Raw genomic sequence first — 18,017 nt, forward strand, 5'->3', positions numbered from 1 at the left:
TTGAGTCCTTCAAAGAGAGTCCAGGGCATTGAGCAGATCGCTTTCCAGGTCGTGCACATCTTCGATGCCGACCGACAATCGAATCAGCGCCTTGTCAGGTTGTTCGGCCCGTGAGCCGACCAGCACCTGATCATCCATGGCCTTGAGCATTGAGTGCGACATGGCCTCGGCGTGTTCGATGCAGCTGTGGATGCCCCCCAGGCTGACCGACAGCCCGGCAACGCGGGTGCTTTCCAGAAAGGTGGCGACATCTGCCGTGCCGCCTTTGATAAGGAACGAGACGACCGCGCCGCCGTGGTTCAGGTAGGCCGCCGTCAGGTGGGCATGGGCGTAGCCTTCAAGCAGCGGGTAGATGACGCTTTCGACCTTGGCGTGGCGCTGCAGGCGCCGGGCAATTTGCAGGGCGGAGCGCGACTGGCGCTCCAGGCGCAGTTCCAGGGTCTTCAGCCCCTGGGAGATGTTCCAGGCGGCATTGGGGTCGATGGCGGCGCCGAGCAGCGACTGGGTATGCCAGATCTTTTCCTGAAGTTCGCTGGAGCAGGACAGGGAGCCACCGAACACCGAGTAGTGACCGCCGGCATACTTGGTCAGGCTCATGATGACAATGTCTGCCAGCTGCGCCTGGGACTGACGCATGTACGGCGGCACGAAGGTACTGTCGCAGATCGAGATCAACCGATGCTCATTGCACACGCGTGACAGCCCCGGCAGGTCGATCGCTTTCAGGTCCGGATTACTCAGGGCTTCGTAGTACACCAGGGTCAAGCGGCAGGTGCGGGCAATTGCCTCCAGGCTCTGGGCGTCGGCCGGATCGAAGACCTTGACCACGCCTCCCCATTGAGTGAAGTCCTCAAGGAAAAACCGTGTTGTATCGCCATAGAGGCTACTGGCAATCGCGACCACATCGCCGGGTCTGGCCAGTGCCAGCAGGGTGGTGGTGATGGCTGACATGCCGGAAGGAAAAATCAGTGACTGGTCCTTGTGCATCAGCAGGGATATCTGGTGTTCGAGATAGCTGACCGTGGGGTTGCCCCAGCGTGTGTAGTAGCTCGTGGGGTGGACCTGATGCTCGGTGGACACAGCGGTCTGGTAGCTGGGCATGCGAAACAGGCTGGTCTGGTAGATCGGCTGAACAAGAGGTTCATGTTCGTGCCCCACCACTTCAAGGTTCATCAGACGGGTAGAGTCTTTCATACAGCCTCTTCTTTTTTATAGGTGGGCGTGGTGAGCGGCGGTAGCGCTATGTCACCGTCCATCAGCGCAGGGATCAGGGGTTTCACCTCGTTGGCCGAGAGGAACACGCCCCCGAAGCCGGCATTGACTTGTCGGTATTGCCGATCGTTGAGCATCAGCCGGTGGGCTTTTTGCATGTTCCAGTAGGGGATGCTGGGACGCAGGTGGTGCACCAGATGGAAATTTTCCTGATGCACGCTGAGGAAAAAGCCTTCCAGCGGGTGGCTGAAGCGGTTGCGTGTCAGCAGCAGCCCGTCCTGGCTTTGGCCCAGCAACGGGTAGTGCTCCGCGATCTCGATAAAGCGGCCAATGACCATGAAGGCGGTCAGGTAAGGCAAGACCCAGAACAGCAGCAGTTGTTGCAGCAGACCGAGCCAGGCGGCGGCGCTCAGGAGGCCCGACCAGAGCACGAGCATGCCCAGGGCTTCGCCCTTGTAGCGGACCAGGGAGCCGAATCGATGCTTGAACAGATAGCCGATGTACTGCGGCATGTTGAACAGCAGCAGCGTGGCCAGGACATGCTCCAGGCCGAACGCCTTGCGGTCCTTGACGGCATAGAGTCCGGCATCCTGATAGAACAGAAAGTCCGGGTCCTTCTGCGGATCGCCGAGGTAGGGGTGATGTTCATGCACGTGAGAGTGCTTGTAGGCGTTGAATGACTGGAAAATCAGAAAAGCCGTCAAGTACCTGCCAATCAGGTTGTTCAAGCGCCTGGATTTCGCCGCTCGTCCATGAGCGGCGTCGTGCATCACCGTGGCCAGGCCACGCTGCCGGGCACCAATGATCAGCAAGGCCAGTGGGTACAGGTAGTAGCAATGACCGCTTGCCCAGGCGCACAGCGCCACGAGGGTGAAGTCGGTGCTCAGCCCGAGCAGCGCGTGCCAGTTATCGGTCACCGCCAGGTGATTGAGTTTCTGCGTGAGTTCGCGGGAAAAGCGGTAGTTCCTGACAGTCATCGTCTGCTCCATGACGAAATTGCTCCCTTCAGGCCTTGGCCGTGTTATCCGGCATGTGAAAGGGGCATGTGCCCTCCAGGACAGCCTCGCGATCCCCCAGCCAGAACTGCTTCCAGTCCCGGTTCTGGCCCTGGCCGTGGGTGGCCAGGTCGGCCGAGACCGGCACCTGGTCGTAGGTGTTTATCCGCTGGCGGATGAACTGCCTGATCACGTCTCCCTTGGCATTGGGGGGCGCGATGCAATCGATGCCGTCGCGCAACTGCATGACCAGTACCAGGCGGCTGCCGAGGTTGCGGCTGCGGCGCAGCAGGTGCTCGGGGCTGGAGAGGTTGACGAACAGACGCTGCCCCTGGAAGCAGTAGGCCCAATCCTGGTCATCCGGATTGCGAGTCAGCTGCTCGGGCCAGGGAATCTCGTCGCGTCGCACAAAGTCATTGAGCAAGTCCCAGGAGATCTGCTCATGGCCCCCGGCGACGCCGTCGGTGTTGACCACAATCAGCAGGATCTTCATGGCCGCGACCCGCTCATCCGGGGTGGCCAGGACGTTGCCAACGTAGTGCTTGAAGGCTTCAAAAGCCTTGAGTCTTTCAACCTCGGACTGGCAGTCCTCCATGAAGTGGAAGTCTATGTAGCCTTTTTCGTAAGCCTGTTTCACGTAGATACAGGGAAAATCCTCGGCACAGGCCAACGCCTCGAATTCCGCTCTGTAGGACTTTTTCCATGAGTCCGGGACGCCGCAAGCGGCGGGCACAGCTTTTTCACTCAGTGCATTCATCAACCAACTCCATGGTGACTTCGATATGCATTCATTTGCATATCGATGGACAGGGCTCAACCTCAGGTGCATCTCCTGGCAGCAGTTCGGCAGGCGATATGCAACAAATTACATAACGGATGCGGCCCCTTCAAGTCGCCAATCGCTGTTTTTTTCTGCAGGGGGGCTTGGAGCTTCGGCTGATGGCTTCGGCTCTTTGCCGGCTCGTGGAGCGGCAACGGCAGGGCGCCTCGGGTTGGCCGTGGCGATGTCGGGGCAGGGCGTTCGACGCTCAATCAGCGGCGTGCTAACTTGCCTTCCCCTATCGTGTTGACAGCAAAAGATTTTCTTATGGCGACCATTCCCGTTGTGCTGGCCCTGGGGCATGACAGTAATAAACCTATCGCTTCCAATCGGGTGCGCTTGCTCGAAGGCATCGAGCACAGCGGCTCGATCACCTGCGCGGCGGAGTTCTCCGGAATGAGCTATCGCTCGGCCCTGACCTCCATTGAAAGTCTTGAGGAGCTCAGCGGCTGTCAGTTAGTGATCAAGACCGTGGGGGGCAAGCATGGCGGTGGCGCCGAGTTGACCGCCGAGGGGCGCAAACTGATCGAGGCGTATCGCCTGATCGAAAAATTCCAGACGGAGCTGGCCAGCCAGTTGGGCGATCATCAGAGCATCTTGTACGCCTACAACCGGATGATGCTGAAAACCAGCGCGCGCAATCAGCTACAGGGGGTGATCGGCCAGATCGATGATGAGGACGATATTGTCGATACCTTGAGCGTCAGGATTTCCGACACCGATACGCTCAACGTCACCGTTACCAAGGAAAGCACGGTGGAACTGGGGTTACGCCCCGGTGTTCAGGTATCGCTGCTGATCAAGGCCCCGAGCATCACCTTGGCCGCTACGCCTGCGCCGGCTCATGGGGTCAATCGCCTACAGGCCAGGGTCGTCGCGTTGCAGAAAGGCCGAAGCAAGAGCCGCTTGAAATTGCGCCTGGCTGACGACATCGGCATCTCGTCGATCGTCGCCACCGGCGAGCTTCCCGCTGGCGGTCTGCTTGAGGGCAGTCATGTCCAGATCGACATCGATGCCGAACATATTCTGATCGGCATATCGTTCTAGGCAAAGGTTCGGCGGCGCAGAGGCCGCCAGCCGGGCGCGGCGAAACCACAAGGTTGCCGCTGCAGCGGGCACTCGGTGGGCTGCTCAGTTGCGGAAATACAGCTCGTCCAGCTGCCGTCGACGGATCACCAGGTACTCGTCCCAGACCTTGGGGAAATCCTCGTCCCGGGTGAAGGGAAAGGTCAGGTAGAGGGTGCGTCCGATGACACTGATGTACTCCCGCACTCGCTTGTACGCCGGTTGCTCCAGCAGCGAAATGTACTCGTCGTAGGCGTGGTGGTAGTGGCTAATCGTGACCCGGTGGGGCGCGATCATGCCGCGGGAAAAGTCGATCACCCAGCCGTGGCTCATGCCGTTGCCCAGGTAGCCGTAGACCCCGTCCTCGGAGAGGCTGATGGCGTTTCGTGCCTGCTCGCCATCCTCGTCGTTGACCAGCACGATCTGGGTTTCGAAATAACGGATGGCCTGTTGCTCGGGGCCGCGCAGGTGCAGGTTCCAGCTGATGGCGCCCATGCGGAATTCACCTTGTTCGGCAAATTCGGCAATCCAGCCGTTGGCGAGGGTAATGCGGTGAGTGGTCATCGTTGTCCTGGTGATGGCGGTCCTTGAAGGTCGGGAATTGTACGTCAGCCGCTGTGCGAAGCGGCAGGGTCCGTGGCGAGCCGTTGTTCATGTCGGCATGCGGGCCGGTGTGGCCATTGCGGATCAGGGCATGCAGCACGCAATGAATGTCCTTGAGGGGAAGCACTTCAGCGCAGTGTTCGGCCAATCAGACAGTGAGCGGCCATGCAGGGTACGGCATAATGCGCGGCCGTTTGGCTCAACCACAGAAGCGATCAGGAGGATCAGGCCGGTATGTACAGACTGGGGCACATGATAGACAACCAGTGGGTGGAACACAGTTATCCGCCTGTATTCATGGTCATGCCCGTGGGTGAAGGACAGCGCGTGGTGGCCGCGGCGCCTGGCTCGGACCCGCAGGTGCTGCTCAGTCTGGTGCGCTGCCTGGCCGAACCCCTGGTCCTGCTCTTCGTTCTGCATACGCCTCGGGACGAATCGCCAGCGGGGCGCTACTGCAGTCCGCCGCTGTCACGGCAAGAGGTCGAGGATTTCATCCATGACTTCAAGCCCTTTCTGTGTGGCGATAGCCGCTTCGATCTGTGGGTGTATTCGCCCGAGCAGCAGGCCACGGTGGTCTGGGACCGGCACAATCTGATCTACGCCTACGGGCCCATCGAGGATTACGCCAGGGCCCTGCGCGCACTGGGATTCGGCCATGGCGAGCCGCAGCTGCCGGTGCCGCATACCCATCACTATCATCCGCAACTGGATGACCTGTGCCGGCAGTTGCTCAAGCACTTCGACTGGCAGCACTCGCCGTTGCAGCCTGAGGATGAGCAGTGATGGCCCTGGGCTGATCAGGCAGTGGCCTGCCCAGGCTTGCCTGGGCCGCTCCATGCAGCGCGGTTAACGCCTTGTCGTTGGGCGCCGCCGTTGCAGCCTTGGCGATCAGGCCCACTCATGTTCAGTCAGCCTTTTGAATTCAGTGCAGACCTGATCAAACGGTTGCCTGGAGAACTCGGCGCGTTGGCCATTGGCGTTCCAGGCGACCGCAGTGACCAGTCCGTTGATCACAGCGACGGCTCGTCCAAAACGTTCCCAGATCAGCTTCTCTCCCTGCACCACCTGCTCAATCACGGCCACCGTGCAGTTCAGATCCATGTCGTCGGGGCAGATCAGCAACGGGACGATACTTGAGCAGTCCTCGCTTGCGAGGGGCCGTCACTGCCACGCCAGTTCTGCGTGCTGGTCATCGGTCAGCCAGCCCTGGGCCGGGACCAAACCCTCGGTGCTGTCTGCACCCGCAGCGTCGTAGATAACGCCCTTGACCCAGCTGTCCAGAGGTACATCGTCAATGGTGAAGACAGGATGGGGAGCGGGTGTGTTTCGATTGATGCATTACCGCGTCAATGTGGTTCATGGGGCGCTCGTAACGGGGCAAGCGCAACGGGTCATGTGCGTTCGCTCAAGTGGGGGGCGGGGCCATTGCGGCCCCGACCCCAGTGGCTCAGTTGGCGCGGTGCAAGGCCGGTGTCCGTGGCGGAACCAGGCGCTTACTGCCGGTGGATTCGAAGGCCGACGCCAGGCGCAGCAGGCTCGAATCGTCATAGGCGCGGCCGGCGAAGGTCAGGCCCACCGGCATGCCGATATCCGCCATCACCCCCATGGGCACGGTGACGGTGGGCACGCCCAGGTGGCGGATCGCGAGGTTGCCGTTGGCCACCCACACGCCGTTGCTCCAGGCGATGTCCGCCGACTCGGGATTGATGTCGGCATCGGCCGGGCCAACGTCGGCCACGGTGGGGAACAGCACTGCGTCCAGCCCCAGGCGATCCATCCACTCTTCCAGATCGATGCGCCGGGTCTGCTCCAGGCCGCGCAGGCCGTCGGCCAGGCTGGCGATCTGGTCCCAGCGCTTGAGCCCGCGCTTGGCCATGGTCACGTACTGGTCCATGCCGGCGGCCAGGTCGTCTTCGCGGTTGGGCAGGGTGCCCGGGTCGTGGGGGAATATTTGCGGCCCGTCGACATCCGCCAGGCGGTTGAGCTTGGGATCGTCGTTGGCCCGCAGGAAGTCGTCGAAGGCCCAGCCCGAAAGCTCCCACAGCTCGTCATGCAGGAATTCCTGGCTCACCAGCCCACGGTTGTACACGGTCGGGGCGCCGGGGCGGTCGCCTTCGCAGTTGGACACCAGGGGGAAATCCACTTCCAGCACTTCGGCGCCGGCGGCTTCCAGGGCACGGCGGGCCTGTTCCCAGAGGTCGATCACTGAGGGCCGGGTATGGATGCGCTGGCCGGTGGGGCCACCGATCCCGGGTTTGTCGCTGGTGCCGGCTTCCGGGTCGGCATTGATGTACATGCGCGGTACGCCAAAGCGCTTGCCCTTGAGCGCCGTGGCGTTGGCCGCCAGTTGCGGGTAGGACGCCGGGCGCACCGAGGCGACGCTGGGGATCGGCACCCAGGGTTGCAGGCGCCACAGGTCGCCGCAGGTGTCCGGGTCTTCGGTCACCACCACCTCCAGCACCTCCAGCAGGTCGGCCATGGTCCGGGCGAAGGGCACCACCACGTCCATGGTCGGGGTCAACGGCCAGTTGCCGCGCACCGAGATCACCCCACGCGACGGTGTGTAGGCGCACAGGCCATTGTTGGAGGCCGGCCCGCGACCGCTGGACCAGGTTTCCTCGGCCAGGCCGAAGGCGGCAAAGCTGGCGGCGGTCGCGGTGCCGGCGCCGTTAGAGGAGCCCGAGGCGAAAGGCGCGGTCAGGTAAGCGGCGTTATAGGGGCTTTCCGCGCGGCCATACACCCCGCGCTGCATGCCGCCGTTGGCCATGGGCGGCATGTTGGTCTTGCCCAGGCAGATGGCCCCGGCGCCCCGCAGGCGCTCGATGGTGAAGGCATCGCGGTAGGCCACCAGCTTGGCGAAGGCCGGGCTGCCCGAGGCGGCGGTCAGGCCCTTGACCAGGTAGCTGTCCTTGGCGGTGTAGGGAATGCCGTCCAGCGGCCCCAGGGTCTGGCCCTTGGCGCGCCGCTCATCGGACGCTTCGGCCTCCTTCAGGGCCTCGGGGTTGCGCACCACCAAGGCGTTGAGGGCGGTGGTGGTATCGGGGCCATCGTAGGCGTCGATCCGCGCCAGATAGGCCTGGACCAGCTCCACGGCGGTGGTGCGGCCCGATTCGAGGGCGGCGCGCAGGTCGGCAATGGAGACTTCGGTGACTTCGATCATGGGGCTACCGCCGTTGGCTGGTGGGTGAGGAGGTCAAGAGGGCGCAACGGAGCGCGGGTGTTCGGGTAATGGCTGTGCATGGTGACTCTCGTGGTACGGCTGGGCACGACAAGGGGTGCAAGGGAAAACTGTGGGCCTTTTTAGCATCTAGTGCGGGGCAGAGGAACCGTTGAACTCGCCCAGGTAGTCCAGCGTCGGCGTGCTGTGCGGCACGCGCTGATGGGGGCCGGATGCAGCGGATCGCGGGTCGCCATGAATCGACTCGCTGGCGACGAGGATGAAGTGGCTGTAGCACGCCTTGATCTGCAAGCGCAGCCGCTGCTGCTCGGAATCGCTGCGGATCAGCGATTCCAGGTAGTGGGCGCTGCCCTCTCTGCCGATCAGCTCGACGAAGTCGGAGTCCATGTAGTCGCCCAGCTCCTGCTTTAGGCGCCAACTGGGGTTGCGTGCTTCCCAGGCGCTGAACTCGGCGTCGCTGGCGTCGGCCGCCGGTGCTGGCTCCCACTGCTCGAAGGCGAACAGCTCGGCCTCGGTCTGGTCCGGGAAGCGGGCGGCGAACAGGTGAAAGGCGAAACAGGCATCGGCGACGTGCATGGGCTAACAGGCTCCTTGGCTCAGATCAGGCTGGCGCGCTGCAGGTGGCTGACGTGCCCCAGGCCGGCCGCGTTCAGGCGTGCCACCAGGTCTTCTCGGGCCTGGGCGCCACCGTCGCGCACGTGCTCCAGCTCCGAGGCGGTGATCAGCACCACCGGCACCAGGCTCACCGGTGACAGCGGCATGTCTTGCAGACGGCTCGGGAAGTCCGGGGCCGGGCCGCCGATCAGCACCCCGACACAGTCGTCGGCGCTGACAAACTGCGCGGGCAGTTGCTCGCGGATGGCGTGGGACTGGCTGACACCGGGCAGTTCCAGGGAGAGCACGCCGTAGTTGGCCAGTGGCTGGGTAATGCCGCCGACATCGGCCACGGTGCTGGCGACGTGCCTGAGCAATTCGAATGCCCAACTGTCGGCAAACGGCGAGACGTCGCCCTGGGGGCCTTGAGCCTGGGCAGGAATGTCGGGGGTTTCGATGAACAGCTCCATTTCGAAGCCGTTGCCCAGGTCGTCGCCTTCGACGCCGTCGAATGGGTCGGACAGGCCTTCGGTGGCGAGGAGAATGCCGTTGTTGCGGCGCACGATGCGGTAGGCCTGACGGGTGGACGGCCAGTGGGGGCCGCCCATGAAGCTGGGGCTGATGACGAAGCCCAGGACATCGGATTCGCAAGTGCCAACCGCTTGCCAGTGGCGATCGAGGCAGGCGCCGCCGGCCTCCCGCAGGGCGCTGTGGGCCTGTTCCGCCGCCGTTGGTTGAACGGGCGCGGGCAAACCGGTCGGAGGCGGGGCGGGTTTGGCGGCTGCCGGTGGCGTTTTTTTGAATGCGTTGAGCAGCTTGTCGAAGAGGTTCATTGAGCGGTCCTTGCGGGGAGCGGATGACACGGCGCCTGCGTTCCATTGCTGGAGGGGCAGGCGCGCATTGTGACGACTTGGCAAGGGTGTGCAAAGCGACTGAGTCGATAGCAGTGGGGGCCAGGTGGAGGCCGCAGCGGGTCGGTGAGTGGCACCGTTGCAGACGCCGAAGCGTTTCGGGCGGCCAATCCCGAGTCGGATCTTTGCTTGCTCGCCCGACGGGCAAGCGTTTCGCGTGCCGATGAGCCGGCAACCGACCGGGCCCTAAGGGTCAGTCGAAGGTTGGCAGGCTCGGCCTCACGATTGGCTTATTCGCACCGACCCAGGCATCGAAGCCACCGGCAATCGACTTCACCTGCCGGTAGCCCATGTTCTTCATGGCCGCCGCCGCCAGCGCCGCACGGCCACTGGTTTTGCAATAGAGCACCACCTTGAGGTCGGGTGAATGGAGGGCGCTGTCGTTGCTCAGTTTGAACTCCAGCAGGCCGCGCGAGGCGTGGATCGCCCCGGGCAGGTGCCCGGCGGCGTACTCATCGGCTTCGCGCACATCGATCAGCACGTCGGCGCTTTGGATCGCTTGATCGGCGTCTTCGATCGCAACTTCTTCAATCAGCGCTTTCGCCGCGGTGACCAGGTCATGGGCTGTTTTCATCATGATGTTTTAAGACTCCGATTCAGCGTGTGTGATGTTTGGGCTGGGTGCCAGGTCAGTGTTGATCATGTGATCGGCCATTTCGCAGAACATGGCCAGTAACTTGCTCTTTAGCGCCACGTCCTGCACCTGTTCATCCAGCGCCAGGCCCATGCATAGCATCCATTCGTCGCGTTCAACGACGCTGATGGCGTAGGGCGCATGGCGCCTGCGCAGGCGCGGGTGGCCGCGTTCATTCTGGAACAGCGGCGGGCCGCCCCACCAACCGCTGAGGAACTTGAACAGGCTATCGGCGCTACCGACGAGTGTCGGCGGATGCATCTGGCGCACTCCACGGGCTTGCGTCAGGGTCTCCATCAACTGGTAAAAGCGCTCGACCAGTGCGCGAATGCCTGCCTCGCCTCCTACCTGGAGGTAAGTGCTGGGGCGGTCTTTGTGCTGGACACTCGGGTGATCAGTCATGGGGTTAATCCTCAATGCAGACATTTTGCCCAGCCCGCTAGCGCCAGCGCCGCCAAACAGCTCCAGCCTGAAAATACCCCGCGCCAGACCCACATCCGTGGGACAAAACCCACGCCTTTGACAAAGGCCACGCTCATGGCCGCGAACAGCGCGCTGGCCAGCAGGTGGTCGGCCTGACCGTCTGGGGTGGCCATCAGCGGAGGGTAGAGCGTGCAGGCGAGCATGATTGCCAGTGCGATCAGCAAACTCAGCGGGTGAAGGCGTGAGGTTGGTGCTGGGGCGATATCCGGCATCATTGCGGCGCCTCGTCTTGCTGGTTTTTGGTGCGACTGGCTTCGTTCTCGCCCCACATTGCATTCAAGATCGCCAGCAGCAATGCAAAGCCGACTCCCAACATCCAGGCGAAATACCACATGTCCGTTACTCCTCTTTGCCTGCTAGTAGGCGGAATGTTCGTTGGCTTTGATCTGCGCGGCGGTGACTTTGCCTCGCATCACGCGATACGCCCATGAGGTGTACATCACGATCAGCGGCATGAAGATCAGCGTCGCCCAGAACATAATGGCCAGGCTTAAATGGCTGGAAACGCTGTCCCACACTGTCAGGCTGGCGGCGGGCACCGAAGAGGAGGGCATGACGAATGGGAACATCGAGACCCCGGCCGTGCTGATGACCCCGACCACCGCCAGCGAGGAAGCGACAAACGCCGACAGGGTGTGGCGCCGGCTCAGCAACAACGCCGCGCCCGCCGCGCCCGCCAAGCCCAGCGCGGGCAGCAGCCACAGCCAAGGATAATGGGCGTAGTTGGCCATCCAGGCGCCGGCTTCGCGCACCACCGACTTGTTGAGAATGTCCGGCAGCCCGGCTGTATCAATGACCGAGGTAATGCGATAGCCCTCGATCGATTGCAGCCAGACCCCGGCGATGACGAACGAGCCGATCAGCACCGCGGCCGCCATCATCGACCCCTTGATAGCCCTGGACTGGATGATGCCCTCGGTGCGGTGAGCCAGATAGGTGCCGCCCTGCAGGGTGATCATGGCGCTGCTGACGACGCCGGTCAGCAGGGCGAAGGGGTTGAGCAGTTGCCAGAAGCTGCCGGTGTAGGTCGAGACCAGAAGGTTGTCGAAGTGAAACGGCACGCCTTGCAACAGGTTGCCGAAGGCAATGCCGAACACCAGGGGCGGCACCGCGCCGCCGATGAAGAGCCCCCAGTCCCAGGTGCTACGCCAGGTGGCGTTGTGGATCTTGCTGCGATAGTCGAACCCCACCGGACGGAAGAACAGTGCCCAGAGGACCAGAATCATCGCCCAGTAGAAGCCGCTGAATGCGGTGGCGTAGACCACCGGCCATGCGGCGAACAAGGCGCCCCCGGCGGTGATGAACCAGACCTGATTGCCATCCCAATGCGGGCCAACGGTGTTGATGACCACGCGTCGCTCCACATCATCGCGGCCGACGAAGGGCAGCAAGGTGCCGACCCCCATGTCGTGACCGTCCATGATGGCGAAGCCGATCAGCAGAACGCCGACCAGCGCCCACCAGATAATTTTCAGGGTGAAGTAATCAAGCATGGTGGAGTTCCTTCAGATGGGCATCGTGGGCATAACGGCCAGTACCGAGGCTGCCGGGGCCTTGACGGGCAAACTTGACCATCAGGAACACTTCAACCATCAGCAATACGGTATAGAAAAGGACGAAGCCTGCCAGCGAGCCGTAGAGGTTGTTGATGCTGAGGGTCGAGACGCTCATGTGGGTCGGCAGCACGCCGTAGATGGTCCAGGGCTGACGGCCGTATTCAGCGACGAACCAGCCCAGCTCGCAGGCAATCCAGGGCGCGGGCAGCATGCAAAGCGCCCAGCGCAGCAACCAGCGGCGGTGCGAACAGGTGGACTTCACGGTGCTCCAGAAGGCCAGCGCAAACAGCACGAGCATGGCAAAACCAAGGCCGACCATGATCCGGAATCCCCAGAACATCGGGGTTACGCGCGGGACGGTGTCGTTGACGGCTTTTTCGATCATGGCCGGCGTGGCCTGGTTGACGTCTGCAACGTACTTCTTGAGCAGCAGGCCGAAGCCCAGGTCAGCCTTGTAGTCGTCGAAGGTCTGCCGCGCCACGGCATCGCTGCGGTCGGCTCGGACCGCCTCCAGCGCATTGACGGCCGTGATGCCGCGTAGAATCCGCGCGCGGTTTTTTTGTTTGATGTCATGAATGCCCGGAATCTGCTTGCTGACCGAGCGGGTGCCGATCAGGCCCATGACCCAGGGCACGTCAACTTCCCAGTTATTCTTTGATTGCGCTTCGTTGATGCTGGCGATCAGGGTCAGGCCAGCGGGGGCGGGTTTTGTTTCCCACATGGCTTCCATTGCCGCCAGCTTGGTCTGTTGCGCCTCACCCACGGTGTAGCCCGACTCGTCGCCGAGCACGATCACGCTGAGCACCGATGCCAGGCCGAACGCCGCCGCGACCCTGAAGCTGCGTTTGGCAAACTCGACATCACGGTTTTTCAGCAGGTACCCACTGGAGATCGACAGCACAAACATCGAGCCGGTGACGTAACCCGCCGAGACGGTGTGGACAAACTTGGCCTGCGCCACCGGGTTGAACACCACTGCCCAAAAATCCACCATCTCCATGCGCATGGTGATGTAGCTGAACTCGGAACCCACCGGGTTTTGCATCCAACCGTTGGCGATCAGGATCCACAAGGCCGAGAGGTTGGTGCCGATGGCCATCAGCAGCGTGACCAGCAAGTGGTGCTCTTTCTTCAAGCGGTCCCAACCAAAAAAGAACAGGCCGATCATGGTCGATTCGAGGAAGAACGCCATCAACCCCTCGATGGCCAGCGGGGCGCCAAAGATGTCGCCCACGTAGTGCGAGTAGTAGGCCCAGTTAGTACCGAACTGAAACTCCAGGGTGATACCTGTCGTCACCCCCAGGGCGAAATTGATCCCAAAGAGCTTGCCCCAGAAGCGGGTCATGTCTTTCCAGATGACATTCCCGGTCATCACATAAACGCTTTCCATAATGACCAGCAGCCACACCATTCCTACCGTGAGCGGTACAAAAAGGAAGTGGTACAACGCAGTGGCTGCAAATTGCAGCCGTGACAGATCCACCAGATGTTCTGAAATCACTTGCTTGCCCCTTGAGTCGAGGTGGGTACACCGAGCCGGTTGCCGATGACGGTGGCATCAACACTGACGTGCGTGTCGCGGATGAACAGCCACCACAGCACTGTCAGCACCGCCAGTTTGATCAGTACGGCGATCAGCAGATGCCGCCGCAGTCGTTGGTCTGAATGAGTCATGAACAGGAGGTAGCACAGGCTGTGCCAATTTTTCGGGGCGTTTTTTTATCGTTTTATAACAATGACTTAAGTGTATTTTTCGACAGCGGGCGGGCGCTTGTGGCAGGTGCTGGTACTGCCAGGACTGCCAGCGTGGCAGTCCTGGCAGCGCTGGCAGGCAGGGGCGGGGAGTCAGACCAGGCCTTGTTCCTTCAGTCTTCTGTAGAGCGTGCGTTCACTCATGCCCAGGTGCCTGGCCAACTCACCCCGGGTGCCTTTGAACGTCGCCAGTGCCTGCGCCAGCGTGTTGCCGTCGACGCGGCTTGGCGCCTGGGGGGCGACGGCGCAAGGGGCCTGGGGCAAATACGCGGCGCGGATCACGCCGTCGTCGGCGAACAGGCTGGCGCGTTCCAGCACGTTGCGCAGCTCGCGGACATTGCCCGGCCAGGCGAAACGCTGCAGTCGGGCCAGCGCATCGGCTTCGATGGTCAGCCGGCGCTTGCCAACCGCGGCACGTTGTAGGAAGGAATTGACCAGCAGGCCGATGTCCTCAACCCGGTTCCGCAAGGGCGGCAATAGAATGGGAAAGGCGCTGATGCGGTAGTACAGGTCCGGCCTGAATTCGCCGCTCTCCATCATCCGCTCCAGAGGTTTGTGGGTCGCGGCAATCAACCTGAAGTTGGCATGAAGGGTCTCGACACCGCCGACCCGGCGATAGGTGCCAGATTCGATCAGGCGCAACAGTTTCACCTGCATGGCCAGTGGTACATCGCCGATCTCATCGAGAAACAAGGTGCCGCCCTGGGCCGTATCAACCAGCCCGGGCTTACGCGTGACCGCGCCGGTGAAGGCGCCCTTTTCATGGCCGAACAGTTCGCTTTCAAACAGCGTCTCGGTCAGTCCCGAGCAGTCCACCACCACAAATGGGCCGGTGGCGCGCTCGCTGGTTTCATGCACGGCCCGGGCAAACAGCTCCTTGCCGGTGCCAGACTCACCCAACAGCAGCACCGGTAACATTGAGGGAGCCACCCGCTGCAGTTGCGCTAAGGCCAGGTTGAACGCCGGCGAGCAGCCCACCAGCCCTTCGTTGCTTGGCCGCGCCGAGGCGCTGCGCACCATGCTCAGCCGCTCGACATAGGCGCTGATTTCACCGTGCTCATCGAAAATGGGGCGTAACTCCACTTCAACGTGCTCAGGGCCTCGCGGGGTATGGTGAATGTGCAGGACCTTGTCCGGGCTGCGCATCTCCTGAGCTTTTTTCATCGGGCAATGCTCACCGGCCTGATCGCAAGGCACATCGTACTGGTGTGAAACGCGATAGCACTTCTGGCCGATGTAAGCCTTGTCTGCACCGCCAAATTGGCGCTGATAGGCGGTGTTGGCCGCCAGTATGTTGTAGTGCGGATCGAGCACGATCATCGGCTGGGACTCGTGCTCTAGAAACGACACCAGCGATTGCACTTGATCCGGGCGCGGCAGCGCGCGCTCCCGCGAGGGCAGGGTAGTTGTCATCGTGGCTCCCGAGAGTCCATTGAGGCGGTTGTGGCACTGCCACCTATGCCAATGCGTACTGCCATGGCAGTGCATTTAGCAGGCGCCAGAACGCGATAAAGCGCAACTTAAAAAATAACCTTAACCAACTCAATGGCTTGGATGGATTGTCCGACATGATTTTACCCTGGCCGATTTATTGCTTACTCATGTTCACCACAAGTGGCCCGGCGAAAGGCCCCGAGGAGACCGACCATGAACAGCACCCTTCACGTCGAAGGATTCTTCGATGCGGCGACGCACACCATCAGCTATCTGGTACTTGATCAGGCCACTCGACGTTGCGCACTGATCGACAGCGTTCTGGATTACGCCCCTGAATCCGCTCGCACGGCCACAACCTCCGCCGACAAACTGATTGCCAGAGTCAGCGAGCTCAATGCCCAGGTTGACTGGATTCTTGAAACCCACGCCCACGCCGACCACCTGAGCGCCGCGCCCTACCTGCAGCAAAAGCTGGGCGGCAAAATAGCCATCGGCTGCCATATTGCGACGGTACAGGAGGTGTTTGGCCGGCTGTTCAACATCGCCGACGAAATGGCCCGCGATGGAAGCCAATTTGATCACCTGTTTGCCAATGAAGAGCTGTTCACCATCGGCGCTTTGCACTGTCGGGCACTTCATACACCGGGGCACACGCCTGCGTGCATGACTTATGTCGTCAGCGATGCCAGGGAAACGGTGGCATTTGTCGGCGATACCCTGTTCATGCCCGATTACGGCACCGCGCGCTGTGATTTCCCCGGTGGCGATGCGCGCACGCTGTTCCAGTCAATCAACAAAGTGCTGAGTCTGCCGGCCGCCACGTTGCTGTACATGTGCCACGACTATCCGCCTGAGGGCCGCGAAGTGCAGTTTGTCACCACGGTGGCAGAGCAGCGTGCGCACAATGTTCATGTCCGCAATGGCATCAGTGAGGAAGAGTTTGTGGTGATGCGCGGCAAGCGCGATGCAACGCTGTCGATGCCGACGCTGATCCTGCCGTCGGTCCAGGTCAACATCCGCGCGGGCCATCTGCCCGAGCCGGAAGTGAACGGGACACGCTATTTGAAGATCCCGCTCAACCTTTTCTGACCGGTCTGCCGGCGGCAGATGGCTGCTGGTTGGGTGTTGCGCGCAACCGACCAGCGGCGGCGCCTTGGCAGTCACGTGGCAGATCCTGGATAACCTGAAAAAACAATTGCAATAAAAATATAATGTAATATTGTAGATCGATAGCCTTGCCGTCGACCCTTCAGCACTGCGCCTGTCCGGCCTTGTGTTGAATCGACGGCACCGGCTGTTCATCCACATGCCACGGTGGCACCGAATGAGAGCACAAAATGAGTGCGTCCATGCTTGAACTTGACATCCAGCAGCTACGCGCCAATGCCGATGCGGCCAGCCAGTTTCTTAAGGCTCTGGCCAATCCGGACCGCTTGTTGCTGTTGTGCCAGCTGTCCCAGGGTGAGCGCAACGTCAGTGATTTAGAGGCGCTACTGGGCATACAGCAACCGACGCTGTCGCAACAGTTGGCGGTGCTGCGCCGTGAAGGGCTGGTGGAAACTCGCCGTGAGGGCAAGCAGGTGTTCTATCGTATTAGTAGCCCCACCGCGTTAGCTGTCATTCAGACCCTGTATCAACAATTCTGTGCCGGAGAAGCATCGTGACTATCGATTGGCTCAACTTCACGCCCTGGTCGTCACTGGCCGGTGGTGCATTGATTGGCCTGGCGGCCAGCCTATTCGTGGTCGCCAACGGCCGTATTGCCGGCATCAGCGGTTTGCTCGGCAGTGTTCTACAACGTGGCAGCGAAGGGGCGGGTGAGAAAGCACTGTTTCTGCTCGGTCTGCTCGTCGCGCCATTGTTATGGGGGCTGTTCATCGCGTTGCCGAAGATCGAGTTCCAGGCTGGCTGGCCCGGGTTGGTCATCGCCGGCCTGCTGGTGGGGATTGGCACTCGCTACGGCTCAGGGTGCACCAGTGGCCACGGGGTTTGCGGCCTGTCGCGGCTTTCCCCGCGTTCGATGATTGCCACCGGCTGTTTCATGGCCAGTGGCTTCGCCACAGTGTTCGTCGTACGGCACGTATTGGGAGGCTGAACATGACCAGACTAACGGCCTTCATCGCGGGACTGCTGTTTGGCTTGGGCCTGCTTCTGGCGGGCATGGCCAACCCGCAAAAAGTACTGGCTTTCCTGGACCTGGCCGGGGCTTGGGACCCGTCTCTGGGCCTGGTTATGTGCGGTGCCATTGGTGTTGCCATCGGGCCGCTGACCTGGGCTCGGCGTCAATCCCGTTCGCTGCTGGGAAACGCCATGCAGTTGCCCACCAAGCGTGAGCTGGACCCGCGCCTGATCGGCGGCAGTCTGTTGTTCGGTATCGGTTGGGGAATCGCTGGGATTTGTCCTGGGCCCGCTGTGGCAATACTGCTGACAGGCCACTGGCAAATCATCGTATTCGTGCTGGCCATGCTGGCTGGCATGCTGTTGTTTACTGCGCTGCAGAACCGGCGTAGCCACTGATCGGGAGATTGCCATGAAAGCGAACATCGGAATAACGGACCGCAGTGTGCGGGTGGTCGCCGGCCTGTTACTTATCGGCCTGAGTCTGTTCGGGGTGATAGGCCTGTGGGGCTGGATTGGCCTGGTGCCATTGGCCACCGGCCTATTCAGTTTCTGCCCGCTTTACACGCTCTTGGGCATCAGCACATGCAAGCGTTGCTGAACCAGACGCCTTGCCGGCCATGGGCGCGCAACGAGTCTGACGGCCGGCAAGGGTAGGC

Annotated in this window: 23 protein-coding genes; 7 read left to right on the plus strand and 16 right to left on the minus strand. The window is 61.8% G+C overall.

Translation table 11 applies throughout. The annotated features are described in order from the left end of the window. Positions 1-9 precede the first annotated feature (9 nt). Genes PLD_RS03610 through PLD_RS03620 form a run of 3 tightly spaced genes read right to left on the minus strand, consistent with a single transcriptional unit; the run spans position 10 to position 2,964 of the window. Positions 10-1,194, minus strand: coding sequence for a PLP-dependent aspartate aminotransferase family protein (locus PLD_RS03610; protein WP_218575847.1), 1,185 nt, complete (start codon positions 1,192-1,194; stop codon positions 10-12). Next, positions 1,191-2,189: a fatty acid desaturase family protein gene (locus tag PLD_RS03615; RefSeq protein ID WP_159889916.1), complete on the minus strand. Its 999-nt coding sequence runs from the start codon at positions 2,187-2,189 to the stop codon at positions 1,191-1,193. The genes PLD_RS03610 and PLD_RS03615 overlap by 4 nt, the downstream gene beginning before the upstream one ends. A gap of 28 nt (positions 2,190-2,217) precedes the next feature. Next, positions 2,218-2,964, minus strand: coding sequence for a YqcI/YcgG family protein (locus tag PLD_RS03620; RefSeq protein ID WP_159889917.1), 747 nt, complete (start codon positions 2,962-2,964; stop codon positions 2,218-2,220). A 330-nt stretch (positions 2,965-3,294) separates the two neighbouring features. On the opposite strand from PLD_RS03620, the gene PLD_RS03625 reads away from it, so the two are divergent. Beyond that, positions 3,295-4,074: a TOBE domain-containing protein gene (locus tag PLD_RS03625; protein ID WP_159889918.1), complete on the plus strand. Its 780-nt coding sequence runs from the start codon at positions 3,295-3,297 to the stop codon at positions 4,072-4,074. 84 nt (positions 4,075-4,158) lie between these two features. On the opposite strand, the gene PLD_RS03630 is transcribed toward PLD_RS03625, so the two are convergent. After that, complete coding sequence (locus tag PLD_RS03630) at positions 4,159-4,656, minus strand: hypothetical protein (protein ID WP_159889919.1); 498 nt, start codon at positions 4,654-4,656, stop codon at positions 4,159-4,161. A 273-nt stretch (positions 4,657-4,929) separates the two neighbouring features. On the opposite strand from PLD_RS03630, the gene PLD_RS03635 reads away from it, so the two are divergent. Then, complete coding sequence (locus tag PLD_RS03635) at positions 4,930-5,478, plus strand: hypothetical protein (RefSeq protein WP_256674537.1); 549 nt, start codon at positions 4,930-4,932, stop codon at positions 5,476-5,478. Between the two features lie 105 nt (positions 5,479-5,583). On the opposite strand, the gene PLD_RS30505 is transcribed toward PLD_RS03635, so the two are convergent. From PLD_RS30505 to PLD_RS03690, 12 genes are all read right to left on the minus strand, one after another. Further along, a complete protein-coding gene (locus PLD_RS30505; protein ID WP_218575848.1) occupies positions 5,584-5,817 on the minus strand; it encodes a hypothetical protein in 234 nt (77 codons plus the stop codon). Between the two features lie 325 nt (positions 5,818-6,142). Then, positions 6,143-7,855 (minus strand): amidase, encoded by a 1,713-nt coding sequence (locus PLD_RS03645; RefSeq protein ID WP_159889920.1) that lies wholly within the window; start codon positions 7,853-7,855, stop codon positions 6,143-6,145. Between the two features lie 147 nt (positions 7,856-8,002). Next, positions 8,003-8,449: a hypothetical protein gene (locus PLD_RS03650; RefSeq protein ID WP_159889921.1), complete on the minus strand. Its 447-nt coding sequence runs from the start codon at positions 8,447-8,449 to the stop codon at positions 8,003-8,005. Positions 8,450-8,469: 20 nt separating this feature from the next. Further along, on the minus strand, positions 8,470-9,300 hold the full coding sequence (locus PLD_RS03655; protein WP_159889922.1) for a suppressor of fused domain protein: 831 nt from the start codon (positions 9,298-9,300) through the stop codon (positions 8,470-8,472). Between the two features lie 271 nt (positions 9,301-9,571). Continuing rightward, positions 9,572-9,952 carry a rhodanese-like domain-containing protein gene (locus PLD_RS03660; RefSeq protein ID WP_159890826.1) on the minus strand — a complete coding sequence of 127 codons (381 nt, stop codon included), beginning with the start codon at positions 9,950-9,952 and terminating at the stop codon, positions 9,572-9,574. Between the two features lie 9 nt (positions 9,953-9,961). Next, positions 9,962-10,414 carry a group II truncated hemoglobin gene (locus PLD_RS03665; protein ID WP_159889923.1) on the minus strand — a complete coding sequence of 151 codons (453 nt, stop codon included), beginning with the start codon at positions 10,412-10,414 and terminating at the stop codon, positions 9,962-9,964. Positions 10,415-10,425: 11 nt separating this feature from the next. Next, a complete protein-coding gene (locus PLD_RS03670) occupies positions 10,426-10,710 on the minus strand; it encodes a cyd operon YbgE family protein (protein ID WP_159889924.1) in 285 nt (94 codons plus the stop codon). Further along, the gene (gene cydX / locus PLD_RS03675; RefSeq protein WP_159889925.1) at positions 10,707-10,829 is read right to left on the minus strand and encodes a cytochrome bd-I oxidase subunit CydX; all 123 of its coding nucleotides are present in this window, start codon (positions 10,827-10,829) and stop codon (positions 10,707-10,709) included. The genes PLD_RS03670 and cydX overlap by 4 nt, the downstream gene beginning before the upstream one ends. A 22-nt stretch (positions 10,830-10,851) precedes the next feature. Further along, complete coding sequence (gene cydB / locus PLD_RS03680) at positions 10,852-11,988, minus strand: cytochrome d ubiquinol oxidase subunit II (protein WP_159889927.1); 1,137 nt, start codon at positions 11,986-11,988, stop codon at positions 10,852-10,854. Continuing rightward, positions 11,981-13,552 (minus strand): cytochrome ubiquinol oxidase subunit I, encoded by a 1,572-nt coding sequence (locus PLD_RS03685; protein ID WP_159889929.1) that lies wholly within the window; start codon positions 13,550-13,552, stop codon positions 11,981-11,983. Before PLD_RS03685 ends, cydB begins: the two co-directional genes overlap by 8 nt. Next, on the minus strand, positions 13,549-13,725 hold the full coding sequence (gene cydP, locus PLD_RS30400; RefSeq protein WP_178116116.1) for a cytochrome oxidase putative small subunit CydP: 177 nt from the start codon (positions 13,723-13,725) through the stop codon (positions 13,549-13,551). Before cydP ends, PLD_RS03685 begins: the two co-directional genes overlap by 4 nt. 171 nt (positions 13,726-13,896) lie before the next feature. Beyond that, on the minus strand, positions 13,897-15,216 hold the full coding sequence (locus tag PLD_RS03690; protein WP_159889931.1) for a sigma-54-dependent Fis family transcriptional regulator: 1,320 nt from the start codon (positions 15,214-15,216) through the stop codon (positions 13,897-13,899). Positions 15,217-15,450: 234 nt separating this feature from the next. On the opposite strand from PLD_RS03690, the gene PLD_RS03695 reads away from it, so the two are divergent. The 5 genes from PLD_RS03695 to PLD_RS03715 all read left to right on the plus strand — a co-directional run bounded on the left by PLD_RS03695 (position 15,451) and on the right by PLD_RS03715 (position 17,959). Next, positions 15,451-16,329: an MBL fold metallo-hydrolase gene (locus PLD_RS03695; protein ID WP_159889933.1), complete on the plus strand. Its 879-nt coding sequence runs from the start codon at positions 15,451-15,453 to the stop codon at positions 16,327-16,329. Between the two features lie 260 nt (positions 16,330-16,589). Next, positions 16,590-16,904 (plus strand): metalloregulator ArsR/SmtB family transcription factor, encoded by a 315-nt coding sequence (locus PLD_RS03700; RefSeq protein ID WP_159889935.1) that lies wholly within the window; start codon positions 16,590-16,592, stop codon positions 16,902-16,904. Beyond that, on the plus strand, positions 16,901-17,335 hold the full coding sequence (locus PLD_RS03705) for a YeeE/YedE family protein (RefSeq protein ID WP_159889937.1): 435 nt from the start codon (positions 16,901-16,903) through the stop codon (positions 17,333-17,335). Before PLD_RS03700 ends, PLD_RS03705 begins: the two co-directional genes overlap by 4 nt. Before the next feature lie 2 nt (positions 17,336-17,337). Continuing rightward, positions 17,338-17,757, plus strand: a complete 420-nt coding sequence (locus PLD_RS03710; RefSeq protein ID WP_159889939.1) for a DUF6691 family protein — start codon at positions 17,338-17,340, stop codon at positions 17,755-17,757. 13 nt (positions 17,758-17,770) lie between these two features. After that, positions 17,771-17,959: a DUF2892 domain-containing protein gene (locus PLD_RS03715; protein ID WP_159889941.1), complete on the plus strand. Its 189-nt coding sequence runs from the start codon at positions 17,771-17,773 to the stop codon at positions 17,957-17,959. The last annotated feature ends 58 nt before the right edge of the window (positions 17,960-18,017 follow it).

Source organism: Pseudomonas sp. LD120 (assembly GCF_009861525.1).
Taxonomy (GTDB): Bacteria; Pseudomonadota; Gammaproteobacteria; order Pseudomonadales; family Pseudomonadaceae; genus Aquipseudomonas.